The sequence below is a fragment of the Streptomyces sp. S063 genome, from assembly GCF_002832675.1.
GTDB classification, from domain to species: domain Bacteria; phylum Actinomycetota; class Actinomycetes; order Streptomycetales; family Streptomycetaceae; genus Streptomyces; species Streptomyces sindenensis.
Window position 1 is genome coordinate 140,355 of record NZ_CP021707.1, and the last position, 14,212, is coordinate 154,566.

Here is a 14,212-nt window from a genome sequence, read left to right on the forward strand (position 1 = left end):
CCGCTCCACCCGGTCCCACGAGGCGGACAGCTGCCGAGACGTCTCGGGCGGGGCGCCGGCAGGGGCTGGTTCAGGCCAGTTCGTCCCGCAGTTGTCGCTTGAGGATCTTCCCGCTGGCGTTGCGCGGCAGTTCGTCGACGAACACCACACGCTTGGGCGCTTTGAAGGCGGTGAGCCTCTCGCGGGCGTGGGCGATGAGTTCGCCCTCGTCCACGCTCGCCCCGGCGCGCCGGACGACGACGGCGGTGACGGCCTCGATCCAGCGGTCGTCGGGGAGGCCGATGACGGCGGTCTCGGCGACGGCGGGGTGGGTGTAGAGGGCATCCTCGACCTGACGGGAGGCGACGAGGACGCCGCCGGAGTTGATGACGTCCTTGACCCGGTCGACGACGGTGTAGAAGCCCTCGGCGTCACGGACGGCGAGGTCGCCGGAGCGGAACCAGCCGTCGCGGAACGCCTCGGCGGTCTCCACGGGCTTCTCCCAGTAGCCGGAGCACAGTTGGGGCGATCGGTAGACGACCTCGCCGGGGGTGCCGTCGGGGACGTCCTCGCCCTTCTCGTCGACGACGCGGGCCTCCACGAAGAGGACCGGCCGACCGCAGGACTCCATGCGGCCCTTGTGCTCGTCGGGGCCCAGCACGGTGGCCAGCGGGCCGATCTCGCTCTGCCCGAAGCAGTTGTAGAAGGCCAGGTGGGGAAGGTGTGCGCGCAGCCGCTCGAGGACGGGGACGGGCATGATCGAGGCCCCGTAGAAGGCCTTCCGCAGTCCGCCGAGGTCGCGGGTGGCGAACTGGGGGTGGTTGGCGAGCCCGATCCAGACGGTCGGTGGCGCGAACAGGCTGTCGACGAGGCCCTGTTCGACGAGGTCGAAGATGCGGACGGCGTCCGGCGCGTCCATGATCGTGTTCTCCGCGCCCACCGCCAGATAGGGCAGCAGGAACACATGCATCTGAGCCGAGTGGTAGAGCGGCAGGGAGTGCGCGGGACGGTCGGCGGCGGTGAGGCCGAGCGCGGTGATCGCGCTGACGTACTCGTGGACCAGGGCCCCGTGCGTCATCATCGCGCCCTTGGGCAGGGCGGTGGTGCCGGAGGTGTACAGCAACTGCACCAGGTCGTCGGCGGCGGGCGGACGCTCGGGGGTGAAGGGCCGCTCTGCCTCCAGGGCGTCGAGCAGCGAACCGGGAGCGTCACGCAGCGCGCGTACGGTACGGCCGACGGGGAGCCGCCCGGCGAGGTCCGGGTCGGTCAGCACGAGGGAGGAGCCGGACTGGTCGAGGAGGTAGGCCAGGTCGTCACCGGTGAGGTTCTGGTTGACGGGCACGTGGACGAGGCCGGCCCGGGCGCAGGCGAGGAAGCCGATCAGATAGGCGTCCGAGTTGTGCGCGTAGGCGGCCACCCGGTCGCCGGGGGCGAGTCCGTGCTCCTCGGTGAGGACGGCGGCGGCCGTGGAGACGGCGGCGTCCAGGGAACGGTAGGTCCAGGCCCGGTCGGCGTACCGCACGGCGGTCCGTGCGGGGGTGCGCCCGGCGCTGCGGGTGAGGACGCCGTCGACTGTGCTGCTGCGTACACCTGTCATGGCGTGATCCTGTGCGGGGCGCACCCCGGGGGTCAAGAGGCGGGATACCGGCCGGACGGTCGACCGTGCCGGTTCGCCGCACCTGAGGGCGAGCGAGCGGCAACAGGCCTTCCGGCGGCGCGGCACGCGGATCCGCCGGCCGCGCGGGGGCCGACGCGAGGGCCCGGGCGGCTCTGCCGCACGCCCCGAAGGAGCGGTGGCGGCGGTTCGCGGACGCCGTGCGGACCGACGCCCTGACAGGGGAAGCCGAGGCTCTCTCCCCGCTACAGCGGCCGCTCAACGCCCGCCTCGTACCCCTGGGCGACGACGACGTCGATGCCCGCCGCCGCGTGGCGCCGGGCGTGCCGGGCGCTGCCGGCCAGGGCGGCGACGAGCACGCCGTGGTCGTGGGCGCGGGCGATGACGTCGGCGGGCGGGGAGCCGAGGGCGTTGGCCAGGAGCTTGATCGGATAGTCGAAGGCCACGTCGAGTTGGCTCCGGGCGACCTCCTCCATCCAGCCGGTGATGCGCCAGCCGGACGCCTCCCCCTCGGCCAGCTCGGGCACGCCGTGGCGGGCCAGGAGTTCCCGGACGAATCCGCGGTGCTCGTCGGGGATCATCGCCTCGACGTCCGCCTCGGTGACGCCCTCGACCTTCTTGGCGGGCATGACGACGTCGAGTCCGTAGGGTTTGCCGTCGGCGTTCTCGTGCAGGCGGTCGAGGTCGCGTGCGAGGTCGTCGGGGGCGGTGTAGCGAACGGCTCCGAGCACGCCGAAGCCGCCGGCTCTGGTGATGGCCGCGGCGACCTCGGGGAACGGCGTGAAGCCGAAGATGGCGTGCTCGATCCCCAGTCGGCGGCTCAGTGCCGTCTCCATGGGCGGCAGGATGCCGCAGCGGCGCACCCGAGGGAAGAGCTCTTCTGATGCAGTGTCAGATTCTTTGCGGACCTGGACCCGTCCGGAATCGGGGAGGTGACAGTAATCTCTGCGGCGGCAGGAACTTTCACTGCTCGGCGAGATTTCGGAAGTTACTTTCGCGCGGGCTCCGGCGTACGGGCACGGCCCGGTGACCGGACGTCAGGCGCGGGAAGGAGTTGCGGATGACCGGGGACACGCAGGGGTACGGGCGGACCTCCGAGAACACCCCACGCACCGCCCGGAGCGGCATCGCCCGGCGGCGGCTGGGCGGCGGGATACTGGCGCTGGGCGGGGCGCTCGCGCTGACGCCGATCCCCCTCGCGGGCGCGGCCGCCCGGAGCGATTCCGGCACGGGCGTGCCGGGCAGTGCGGCGGGCACGGGAGTGGGCATGGAGCCAGGGGCGCACCGGCCCACGCTGCGGCGCGGCAACGCGGCCCGCGCCGGGCTGCTCCAGGAGCCGCTGGACCAGCTCGTCCGGGACGCCGAGGCCTACCTCGCCGACTCCCCCCAGCACCCCTGGTACGCGGGTGCGGTGCTGCTCGCCGGGCGGGGCGGCACGGTGGCGCTGCACCGGCCGATCGGCAAGGCGGTGCGCTACGCCGCGTACGACGAGGAGACCGACACCGGGGTGGAGTTCCCGGCGGACCAGCAGATCGCGATGGCCGAGGACACCGTCTTCGACCTGGCCTCGATCTCCAAACTGTTCACCTCGCTCCTGGCGGTCCAGCAGATCGAACGCGGCGGGCTGGAGCTGGAAGCGGCGGTCGCCTCGTATCTTCCGGACTTCGCGGGCGGCGGCAAACAGGACATCACGGTCCGTCAACTGCTCACTCACACCTCGGGTTTCCGCTCGTGGATCCCGCTGTACAAGGAGCCGACCCGGGAGGGCAAGCTCCGCATGCTCTGGGACGAGGTGCCGGCGAGCACCCCGGGCAGCGCCTACCTCTACTCCGACCTCAACCTGATCTCGCTGCAACTGATCCTGGAACGGATCACCGGCCGCACCCTGGACGTGCTGCTCCGCGAGGAGATCACCGCCCCGCTCGGGATGCACCGGACCCGCTACAACCCGCCCGCATCCTGGAAGCCGAAGATCGCGGCGACGGAGGACGCCCGGCTGCCCTGGTCCGGTCTGGAGCGCGGTCTCGTCTGGGGCGAGGTGCACGACGAGAACGCTTTCGGCTTCGGCGGGGTGGCGGGCCACGCCGGGGTGTTCTCCTGCGCCTGGGACCTCGCGGTGCTCGCCCGGACGCTGCTCAACGGCGGGGTGTACGGCCGTTCCCGCATCCTGTCCGAGGAGTCGGTGGACCTGCTGTTCACCGACTTCAACACCGCGTTCCCGGCGACGAGCACGGCCTCGGCTTCGAGCTCTACCAGCACTGGTACATGGGCGCGATGGCGAGCCCGCGCAGTGCGGGGCACACCGGATTCACCGGGACCAGCCTGGTGCTCGACCCGACGACCGACACCTTCCTCATCGTGCTGGGCAACTCGGTTCACCCGGTACGGAGTTGGCGCTCGGGCAGCGCACCCCGGGTGGCGACCGCCAACCAGCTCGCCCGGGCCGTTCCGGTGCGGCCCGAGCGGGGGCGCACGGCCTGGTTCTCCGGGATGGCGAGCGCCTCCACGGCCACGCTCACGCTGCCCGCCCTGCGTCTGGGCTCCGCACGGGCCGGCTGGAGTGCGCGCTGTGGTGGGACACCGAACCGGCCTCCGACGGTCTCTTCCTGGAGGCGTCGGCGGGCGGGGAGGACTGGCAGCCGGTGCCGTTCACCACCGTGCGTCCGGGGCCCGGCCACCGCCCGCCCGCTGCCGCACCCGGCCGGCTCGGTGACGGGCTTCTCGGGGCGGGTGTGGCACCGCCTGGAGGCGGACCTGTCGGCCTGGCGCGGCACGAGCCTCCGGCTGCGGTGGCGGTACACCACGGACCGGCTGTACGTGGGGCGCGGCGCGTACGTGGACGCCCTGCGCGTACGGGACGGGACCGCACGGCCTTCGACTCCGAGCGGCCCCAGGACGCGGGGCGGATCAGAGCGACGGGCTGGGTGCTGTCGGCCGACTGAGCGGCGGGGCGGGGCGCCGTGCGCGGTGCGGCGGCGCCCCGCCCGACGCCCCCGCCACAATGGCGTCGCGTCCGGTGCGTGCCGACGTCACCACCGGTTCATCCGGAGGCCGTTGGATGGCACGAGGCGCACGCGAGCCGCTCGGCCCACCCGCTCCCCGTGGTCGATTCCAGGAGGCACACCATGAGCAGCGTTCGGTACCCCGCCCCCTCCTCCCCGGTGCTCTCCCGGTGACCGGCCGGGCCGGCGCACCGGCCAGACGGAGTCTGCGTACGCGGCGGCGGCCGGGTCAGGCGGCCTTCACCGCCGCGCCGCACGCGCGCGGCGGCCCCGCCGCGCCCCGCGCCCGGCCTCCCCCGGGCGGGCACGCACTGGACCTCTTCCTGGGCCACCGCGCAGACCGCGCCGACGGCGGACGACCCCGCTCGCGTCGGCCGGGCTCACGGACGGGCTCTGCGTGACGCGGCTGCGGCTCTCGGCGGGCGGGCAGGTCCGCCTGCGGTACGCGCACGCCTTCGGGACCGCGCAGGTGCTGGTGGGTCCGGTGACCGCCGGGGGCGGCCGGTCACCTTCGGCGGGCGGGCGCAGGCGTGGCTGGCGGCGGGCGCCTCCCTCACCAGCGACCCGGTGGTGGGACTCCGGGCGGCGGACGGCTCCCTGCTGACCGTCGAGACGCGGCTCCCGGGCCCCACCGGCCCCTTGTCCTTCCACCGCAACACGCATGCCTGGCACACCGTCGACGGGGTCCGGACCCGGTCCGTGTTCCTCCTGACGGGGTCGAGACGACCGGGGCGCGCGGCCCGGTGCTCGCCGTGCTGGGCGACTCCATCGCGGAGGGCTCCGGCACGCCCGACGACGCGGACCTCCGCTGGCCCGACCAGCTGGCCCGCAGACTGTCCGGCTCCGCCGTCGCCAACCTCGGCATCAGCGGCAACCGGCTGCTGCTCGACAGCGACCGCTTCGGGCCGAGCGCCCAGGCCCGCTTCGACCGGGACGTACTGTCGCTGCCCGGGCTGCGGACGGTCCTGGTGCACCTGGGCGTCAACGACCTCCACCATCTGCCGGTCGAGCGCGACCCGGCACGGATGGTGGCCGCGTACCGCCAACTGGCCCTGCGCGCCCGGTCCGCCGGGCTGCGGGCGGTGGGCGCCACCATCACCCCGTTCGAGGGCTGGACGCGCTGGACCCCGGAGGCGGACGCGGTGCGCCGAGAGGTCAACGAGGCCCTGCGCACCGGGCGGGTCTTCGACGCCGTCGCCGACTTCGACGCGGCGCTGCGCGACCCGGACCGCCCCTCCCGGCTGCTGCCCGCGTACGACAGCGGCGACGGGCTGCACCCGGGCACCGAGGGGCACACGGCGATCGCCGCCGCCGTGGACCCCCGGCACCTGCGCTAGGGGGTGCCCCTCGCTACCCCCCGAGGGCGGCCATCGCCGCGTTGTGGCCGGGACCCCGCTGACCCCGCCGCCGCGTACCGCGCCCGCCCCGCAGAGCAGCACATTGGCGTGCGCGGTCTCCACTCCCCAGCGCCCGGTGCCCTCGTCCGCGTACGGGAAGGAGAGGTCGCGGTGGAAGATGTGGCCGCCGGGCAGCCGCAGATCGCGCTCCAGGTCGAGCGGGGTCCTGGCCTCGATGCACGGCTCGCCGTCGGCGTCGAGGGCGAGGCAGTCGGTGATCGGCTCCGCCAGGTGGGCGTCCAGTTCGGCGAGGGTCGCCTTGAGGAGGGCGGCGCGGGCGGCGTCGTTGTCGGCGGCGAACAGCCGGGCCGGGGCGTGCAGACCGAAGAGGGTGAGGGTCTGGTAGCCGCGCGCGGCGAGTTCGGGGCCGAGGATCGTCGGGTCGGTCAGCGAGTGGCAGTAGATCTCGGAGGGCGGGGCGGTGGGCAGCCGGCCGGCCGCCGCGTCCCGATAGGCGTCGGCGAGCTGCCCGTACCCCTCGGCGATGTGGAACGTTCCCGCGAAGGCCCGGCGGGGGTCGACGGACCGGTCGCGGAGCCGCGGCAGCCGGGTGAGCAGCATGTTCACCTTGAGCTGGGCACCCTCGGCGGGCGGGGGCGGGGCGTCGCCGAGCAGGGCGGCGAGGGCCTGCGGAGAGGCGTTGACGAGCACGCGGCCCGCGGCGACGACGTGCTCGCCGTCCGGGGTGCGGACGGTGACCTCGGCGGCATTCCCGTCGGTCTCGATACGGGTCGCCTCGTGCCGTACGCGGATCTCGGCGCCCGCCGCCCGGGCGGCCCGGCCAGGGCGTCGGTGAGTGCGCCCATACCGCCGACGGGGACGTCCCAGTCGCCGGTCCCGCCGCCGATCACGTGGTAGAGGAAGCACCGGTTCTGGAGGAGCGAGGTGTCGTGGGCGTCGGCGAAGGTGCCGATCAGGGCGTCGGTGAGGACGACACCGCGCACCAGGTCGTCGGTGAAGTTCTCCTCGACGGCCACGCCGAGCGGTTCCTCGAAGAGCATCCGCCAGGCGTCGGCGTCGTCGATCCGCTCGCGCAGAGCGTCGCGGCCGGGCAGCGGTTCGGTGAGCGTGGGGAAGACGCGCTCGGCGACCCGTTGGGTCATCCCGTAGAAGCGCTGCCAGGCGGCGTACTCGCGTTGGCCTCCGGTGAGCGCGGCGAAGGAGTCCCGGGTGCCCTCGCCCGCGACGAGGAGCCCGGTGGGGCGGCCGTCGCGCACGGCGGGGGTGTAGGAGGAGACGGTCCGCTTGCGTACGGCGAAGTCGAGGTCGAGGTCGCGGACGATCTTGTCGGGCAGCAGGGAGACCAGGTACGAGTAGCGCGAGAGCCGGGCGTCGACCCCGGCGAAGGGGCGGGTCGAGACCGCCGCTCCCGGTGGTGCCGAGCCGTTCCAGGACGAGGACGGACTGCCCGGCGCGCGCGAGGTAGGCGGCGGCGACCAGGCCGTTGTGGCCACCGCCGACGATCACGGCGTCGTAACGGTCCCGGGCGGGCGCGCCGGGCCCGGAGGCCCGCTGGGGTCCGGGCTGACCTGCGGGTGTTCGGGGTACGGGGCTCTGAGGTGCGGGCATGCACCTTCGTAACACGCCGCCCGCCGTCCCCACCAGAGGCGGCGGCATGACGCGCGCTTCGGCCTCAGGCCTGGGCGAGCCGTTCCAGGCAGTGCGCCTCGTCGTCGCGGGCCGCGAGCGTCTGGGGATGGTCGGGGTACGCCACGAGGGCCTCGCCCACCGGGCGGAGCCCGGCGGCGACCTCCCGGCAGGTCATGGCATGTCCACCGCGCCGATCTGCTGGAGCATCCCCAGGTCGTCCACGTTCCACCAGCTCTCAGCCAGCTTGCCGCCTTGGCAGCGGAAAGTGGCGTGACCCGTGCCCGAAACGTCTCGTCCGGTGGCCTTCCATCCCCTGGTACGTGCCCACGTGGCGGCTCTTGAACGACACTCTTGCGCAGACCATGTCACCCTCGGCGGTCAGGCTTTCGATGGTGGCCACGGGTTCGAACGCCTCGATGACTTCGCGGTTCTCCGATTTGGCCTGCGCGAGAGTCAGGTCGTACGAGGACAGGGACGGGTCGTGCTCCCGGTAGTCGGCAGTGCACAGCTCGTCGGCGGCGTCGAGGTTCCGTTGTTGTGTGATGACCTCCTCGAAAGAAACGGCGGACCGCGAGCTTGTTCAGCTGATCGTCACGCATGATGTCGAGGTCGGTGAAGTCGGTTCGCCTCGCACAGGGCCACCATCTCACTGAAGATCCGGTCGGTCTCGGGAGGCGCGAGTTCCGCATCGCCTCCTCGTAGGAAGGGAACTCCACGATCTCCACGAGGTGCGTGGAGTCCGCTCGGTCCTGCCCCACGATCGCGTGTGTGGCCGTCCGCCTGCCCTGGGTGGCTTCGATCCACCTGTCCATCACCCGGTTCAGCGCGTCGGTCCGGTCCGTTTTGCAGTCGATGACCTGGATGAAAGTCATGACGCAACATCTCCCCAGTCGTATCACTGGACGACTTCATGTTAGGACGGCTGCGGAGCCGTGTCCTGTTCGGTTGACGTTGATCCGGTGGCGGCGCGCGGCGGCCGGGGAAGTCGGGGCCGGCCGCGGCGTCGGGCCCGGTGCCGGCGCCACCGGCGGTCGGCACCGGCGGCGAACCGTCCGTGTGCCCGCGGCCGTTCGACCAGCCGAGAGGAAGTCGCTCCGGGAGACCGTTCCCGGGGCCCCATGCGACGAGTACCGGCGGGGCGACGCCCCGGCCGCCCCACGCGGTCACTCGCTCAGCGACAGTGGACGGGGACCTGCTGGGCACCGTTGTTGCCGAAGCCGCCGCGGTTCCACGACTGGGCGATGGGCTGCACGTGCCCCTCGGCGTCGTGCGCGCGGGCGGTGAGCATGTGGTCTCCCGGGGTGGCCTCCCAGGTGGCACGCCACGCCTGCCACGCCCATCGACGGCCGTCCGGCGATCGACTTCGGCGGCGGCCCAGCTTCGCCCGTCGTCGTCGCTCACCTCCACCCGGGTGACGGGCGCGAAGCCGGACCAGGCACGGCCGGTCAGGATGACCGGTCCGGCGTCCACGACCCGGGCCCGGGACATGAAGTCCGGGAAGCCGGGCGGGGCCAGCAGCGCACGGGGGTTGATCCGGTCGACGGGTTCACCCGGTTCGTCGGCGGTCTGGCGATAGCGGTAGGCGACGCTCTGCTGGAAGCCGGTGAACGGCCGGTCCAGGAGCGTGATCTCCCGCAGCCACTTCACGTGCGCCATGCCGTACCGGCGGGGACGACAAGGCGCAGTGGACATCCGTGCTGCGGAGGCAGCGGCTGACCGTTCATCTCGTACGCGACGAACGCCGGCGCGTCGTCGCCGGTGGCCACGGCCAGCGGCAGGCCACGCTGGTAGTCCTGCTCCACTCCACGTTCCACTCCGTGGTCGGCGCCGGTGAACACCACGTCGGACGCGCCCGCCGCGACCCCTGCCTCTGCGAGCAGGGCGCTCAGCGGTACTCCCGTCCACTCGGCGGTCCCGACGGCTTCCACCAGCCAGGGCTGGCTCACCGGTCGCGGCTCCAGCCTGGCGCGGCCGTTGCCCGCGCACTCCATGGTGACCCGCGCGGTCATCGAGGGGAAGGCGCGGACCGAGGCCAGGTCGAGGGACAGGGCGTCGCGAACCAGCCCGTCGACCCCGAGCCGCCAGGCATCGGGGTCGACGGCGGGGATGTCGTAATGGACGAGTACGTAGTGCAGCCCCGGGGCGTGACGTCGTAGCGCAAGGCCTCCAACGGCAGACCGTGGTTGCGGGTCGCGAGCGCCAGTTCCTCGTGGCTGACGGCCTCCCCGTCCGCCGCCAGGCGGGCAGGTGCGCTGACGCCGCTCAGCGAAGCGTCCATGACCTCATCGTCCTCCCGGCCGGCCCGCAGCGAAACCGGCGACGGGCGGCCCGGACGTCCGACCCGCCGCGATGGCGGCCGGGGCCCGTCCGCCCGCCCGCGCCGCGGAACGGTGGACAACGGCAGGGAACACACGACGCCCCCGCAGGTATCGTCCCGGGGCCACGCGTGCGAGGCGGTGTCCGGCGGAGCGGACCCTGCCGCGATCGACGGCACGCCCCCGGCGGAACCCTCCGCCCGCCGTCCCCACCAGAGGCGGCGGCATGACGGGCGCTTCAGCCTCAGGCCTGGGCGAGCCGTTCCAGGCAGTGCGCCGCGTCGTCGCGGGCCGCGAGCGTCTGGGGATGGTCGGGGCCCAGGGTCCGGGTGCGCGCCTCGGCGACCTGGCGGTACGCCACGAGGGCCTCGCTCCACCGGCCGAGCCAGCCGAGCCGGCGGCGACCTCCCGGCGGCTGATGACCGTGTCGGGGTGATCGGGCCCAGGGCTCGTTCCCGGAGGGCACAGACGTCGCGCGCCTCCGCGAGCGCCTCCTCCCAGCGGCCCAGCCGTCCCAGGTTGACCCCGAGGCCGTGGCGGGCGCGCAGTGTCTCGGGGTCGGCCGCTCCTGCGGTCCGGGTGCGGTCGGCGACCAGGGAGCGGTACAGCTCCAGGGCCTCCGTGTCGCGGCCGAGGCGGCCGAGGCTGATGCCGGCCTCGTAGCGGGCGGCGAAGGTGTCGGGGTGGTCGGCCCCGAGGACGTCGGTGCGGGCCCGGGCGACGTCCTGGTAGGTCGCCAGTGCCTCCGCCCAGCGGTCCAGCCTGCCCAGGGTGTACGCCACTTCGTACCGGGTCGCGAGGGTGTCGGGGTGTGTCGCGCCGAGCACGCGGGCGCGGGCGTCGGCGACCTCCCGGGCCAGCCGCCAGGATTCCTCGGGCCGGCCCAGTCGGCAGAGGGTGAAGGCCAGGTTGTGACGGCAGCGCAGGGTGTCGGGGTGGTCGGGCCCATGACGCGTTCGCGGACGGCGAGGACCGTCTCGTACAGCCGGCGGGCCTCGGCGTGCCGGCCGAGCCGGCCCAGGGCGTGGGCGGTCGCCTGGCGGGCGGCGAGCGTCAGGGGAATGGTCGGCGCCCAGGGCGCGTTCGCGGCCCTCGGCGACCCGGGTGAACTCGCGCAGCGCCTCCTCGGCCCGGCCCGTACGGCTGAGGGTGAGGCCGATCTCGTAATGGCTGGCGAGCGTGTCGGGATGGTCCGGGCCGAGGACGCGGCCGCGCTGGGCGGCGACCTCGCGGTGCACCTTCCCGCCTCCTCCCAGCGGCCCAGGCGGCCGAGGTCGATGCCCGCGCTGTGGCGGCCCTCAAGACCGGCGAGGAGGTCCGGGGCCGGGGGCGCGGCCGAGACGGAGACGAAGGAGCCGGTGTGCGGGACGGTGGCGCGCGCGGTGGTCCACTGCCCCGTCAGACCGGCGGCCGGGTCGGGGCGTTCGTGTGCGGGCCGATCGCCCGGTCGCCCGATGACCGGCGGTCATGGACCGGGTCCAGGCGGGCAGCGCTCTTTCGCGCGGGGCCGGCAGCAGTCCGGCGGCGGGCCGCACGAGGGGGCCCGGTCCGAGCGCGGGCTGTTCGCCGGTCCGGCCGAGGACGATGCGGCGGCGCAGGTCGCCCGCGTCCACGGGCCGTTCCTCCGGGGCCTTGGCGAGCAGGTCGAGGACGACCCGGTCGAAGAAGCCGGGCAGTTCGGCGCGGTGGGTGCGCAGCGGTTCCGGCGGGTGTCGCGGTGTCCGACGAGGACGGCCCAGGCGTCCTCCTGGTCGAACGGCGGTACACCGGTGGCGATTTCGTACAGGACGCAGCCCAGCGAGTAGAGGTCGCTGCGGTGGTCGACCTCCTTGCCGCTGATCTGCTCCGGCGACATGTAGTGCGGGGTGCCCATGGCGAGGCGGTGGTGGTGAGCCGGGAGGTCATGCTGATGTCGTGGCCGAGGCGCGCTATGCCGAAGTCGCAGATCTTCACCGTGCCGTCGGTCAGCCGCATGATGTTGGCGGGCTTGAGGTCGCGGTGGACGATGCCCTGCCGGTGGGTGTAGCCGAGGGCGTCGGCGACCTGTTCCGCGATGTCGACGACATGCTCGACGGGCAGCGGGTGCTGCTGGTTCTCCTCCAGCAGCTGGCTCAGGTTCTGCCCGTCGAGCAGTTCCATGACGAGGTAGAGCACGCCCTCGTACTCACCGAAGTCGTGTACGACGGTGACGCCCCGGTGCTGGAGGGAGGCGGCCACCCGGGCCTCGCGCCGGAAGCGCTCGCGCAGGACACGGGTGAAGTCCTGGTCGTGATGGGGGCCCAGGGGTTTGAGGCATTTCACGGCGACCTGACGGCCCAGCGCCTCGTCGAGGGCGCGCCACACCTCGCCCATACCGCCGCGCCCGATCAGTTCGAGCAGCCGGTACCGGCTCTGGATCAGCCTGGTGTCCGCCATCTGCCGTTTCCCGCCCCCGTTGTCGCCTGTTCCCGTGTTCCCCGGCTGCTGGTGCTGCCGCCCTCCCCGGCCCGTCCAGTATGGCTGCCGGTCCGCGCAGTGTGTACGCGGCGGGGCGGATACCGGGTCCCGGCGGTCCACCGCGTGCGCGCCCCGGCGCTCCTGGGACAATGGCCGCAAGGGCGATCGGGAGACCGGCGTCGACGACAGGGAGCGCAGATGGGCGAGACGCCGACCGGCACCGGTACCCGCCGCCCCCGCCGCTCCGACGTGGATCTTCCTGCCGGACGCCCACGAGGTCGTCCGCCGGGGTCGGCGCAACCTTCTGGAGTCCGAGGCGGACCGGGTCGTCGAGCACCGCCACGTCCGGCCGCAGCGCGGGCCACGGCCGGTGCCCTGGACGGTCGTCGACGCCTCGCCCACCACGAGCAACGGCTCGGACCTGGTCTCCCTCGTACGGGCCGTGGCGGCGGCGGGCCGGTCGATGCCGGCCCCCTCGGCGAGGGCCAGACCGGCCGGCAGATCGCCGAGCGGCCCTGTCTGCCGGAGAAGACCGTGCCGAACCACATCTCCCGGCTGCTGGGGAAGTCGGGGGCCAGAGCGGCGGGTGCGCGCCGCCGTGATCGCGACGGAGGTGCGCGCGCACCGGCAGCACGGACGGCAAGGGCGTTCACGCGGCGCCTGGGGGCGATCTCCGTACCGACCTCGCCCTCACGTCACGGACGGAAGGAGTGGGCGCCGTCGTGAACCGCATGGCGGTGGAGACCGACGACGGACAGGAGACGCGAGAACCATGAGCAGCACCGAACAACGCGCCGCGGTCATCCCTCGCTCGTCGAGGAGGCCGTGGCCGCGCCGTCCATGCACAATGCGCAGTCCGTGGAAGTTCTTCCACCGCTCGGGCACCCGTCGTCTCTCCCTGTACGGCGATCCGGAACGTACGCTGCCGGTCGCTGACCCGGGCCGACGCGCCCTGCACATCGGTTGCGGGCGGCGCTGCTGAATCTGCGCGTGGCCGCCGCACACCGCGGCTGGACGGCCGTCACCGAGCTGCTGCCCGATCCCCACGACCCCTGGCATCTGGCCGACGTCCTGCTGGAGGAGGGCCCGGCGGTCACCGACCATCGGCTGGCGGATCTGCAACCCGCCGTGCGGCGCCGGCACACCAGTCGTCTCCCGCTCTCGGACGAGCGGATCCCGCCGGAGATCTGGGACGAGCTGAGCGCGGCGGCGCTGCTGGAAGGGGTCCGGCTGATCGTGCCGGGGAGCTGGCACGCCGGTGCCGTCATGGACCTCGTGCACGACGCGGAACTCTTCGAGTCGGCCAGCGACGCCATGCGCGCCGAGATCATCACCTGGACCCGCACGGGCAGGGCCGGGGAGGGTCCGGCCACCGAAGGGGTTCCGTCGTACGCGTTCGGCCCTCGCCAGCACGGGACGACGGCCCCGGTACGGGACTTCGACGCCCCGCAGGGCTCCCCGGGCGGGCGGCCGCCGTGTTCGAGGAGCGTCCGCAGACGGCCCTGCTGGGCACCGCGGAGGATCAGCCCGTGGACTGGTTGCGGGCGGGCCAGGGCATGGAGCGCGTGCTGCTCCAGGCCACGCTCGACGGGCTCGCGACTTCCCTGATCTCGCAGCCTCTCGAGTGGCCCGAGCTCAGGAACCTCGCCCGTGATCCGCGTTCCCGGGCCGGCTTCGTGCAGATGGTGTTCCGCTTCGGCTACGGGCCCTCGGGCCCGGCCACGCCCCGGCGGCCGGTCGCGGAGGTGCTGGAGGTCGGATGAGCCCGGTGTGCCCTTCCGCATCGGCCTTGTGTCCCATGCCGTGATCCATCACAGCGCGGCACCCGTCGCCGTGGTTCCGTTCGCGTGACGCCGGCGGCGCTCCGCGGCTCGCATG

4 protein-coding genes and 7 pseudogenes are annotated in these 14,212 nt (G+C 73.6%); 3 read left to right on the forward strand and 8 right to left on the reverse strand.

Annotated elements, in window-relative coordinates; translation table 11 throughout:
• Positions 1 to 70 precede the first annotated feature (70 nt).
• A complete protein-coding gene (locus CCZ36_RS00670; RefSeq protein ID WP_128816843.1) occupies positions 71 to 1,576 on the reverse strand; it encodes an acyl-CoA synthetase in 1,506 nt (501 codons plus the stop codon).
• Positions 1,577 to 1,857: 281 nt separating this feature from the next.
• Positions 1,858 to 2,430, reverse strand: a pseudogene (locus CCZ36_RS00680) (nitronate monooxygenase); the annotation flags it as partial.
• Between the two features lie 224 nt (positions 2,431 to 2,654).
• Here CCZ36_RS00680 and CCZ36_RS00685 point away from each other — a divergent pair.
• Together CCZ36_RS00685 and CCZ36_RS35330 are read left to right on the forward strand one after the other, a co-directional pair.
• A pseudogene (locus tag CCZ36_RS00685) lies at positions 2,655 to 4,536 on the forward strand (serine hydrolase).
• 812 nt (positions 4,537 to 5,348) lie between these two features.
• Entirely contained in the window at positions 5,349 to 5,933 is a 585-nt protein-coding gene (locus CCZ36_RS35330; RefSeq protein ID WP_237302562.1) for an SGNH/GDSL hydrolase family protein, read from the forward strand.
• Between the two features lie 13 nt (positions 5,934 to 5,946).
• On the opposite strand, the pseudogene CCZ36_RS00695 reads toward CCZ36_RS35330, so the two are convergent.
• The 6 genes and pseudogenes from CCZ36_RS00695 to CCZ36_RS36810 form a co-directional block, all read right to left on the reverse strand.
• A pseudogene (locus CCZ36_RS00695) lies at positions 5,947 to 7,562 on the reverse strand (phytoene desaturase family protein).
• 64 nt (positions 7,563 to 7,626) lie between these two features.
• A complete protein-coding gene (locus CCZ36_RS36375; protein WP_256095630.1) occupies positions 7,627 to 7,758 on the reverse strand; it encodes a hypothetical protein in 132 nt (43 codons plus the stop codon).
• Positions 7,755 to 7,952 carry an ester cyclase gene (locus tag CCZ36_RS35335; protein ID WP_237302563.1) on the reverse strand — a complete coding sequence of 66 codons (198 nt, stop codon included), beginning with the start codon at positions 7,950 to 7,952 and terminating at the stop codon, positions 7,755 to 7,757. Before CCZ36_RS35335 ends, CCZ36_RS36375 begins: the two co-directional genes overlap by 4 nt.
• Positions 7,945 to 8,127 (reverse strand): annotated as a pseudogene (locus tag CCZ36_RS35340) (ester cyclase); the annotation flags it as partial. The gene CCZ36_RS35335 and the pseudogene CCZ36_RS35340, both read right to left, overlap by 8 nt.
• Positions 8,128 to 8,754: 627 nt before the next feature.
• A pseudogene (locus CCZ36_RS00705) lies at positions 8,755 to 9,861 on the reverse strand (sulfite oxidase).
• Between the two features lie 281 nt (positions 9,862 to 10,142).
• Positions 10,143 to 12,313, reverse strand: a pseudogene (locus tag CCZ36_RS36810) (tetratricopeptide repeat protein).
• Between the two features lie 846 nt (positions 12,314 to 13,159).
• On the opposite strand from CCZ36_RS36810, the pseudogene CCZ36_RS00715 reads away from it, so the two are divergent.
• Positions 13,160 to 14,097 (forward strand): annotated as a pseudogene (locus CCZ36_RS00715) (Acg family FMN-binding oxidoreductase).
• The last annotated feature ends 115 nt before the right edge of the window (positions 14,098 to 14,212 follow it).

Bases quoted from the DNA above. Each gene is read 5' to 3' on its own strand.
- CCZ36_RS36375 (WP_256095630.1), bottom strand. From the start codon at position 7,758: ATGACCTGCCGGGAGGTCGCCGCCGGGCTCCGCCCGGTGGGCGAGGCC.
- CCZ36_RS00670 (WP_128816843.1), bottom strand. From the start codon at position 1,576: ATGACAGGTGTACGCAGCAGCACAGTCGACGGCGTCCTCACCCGCAGC.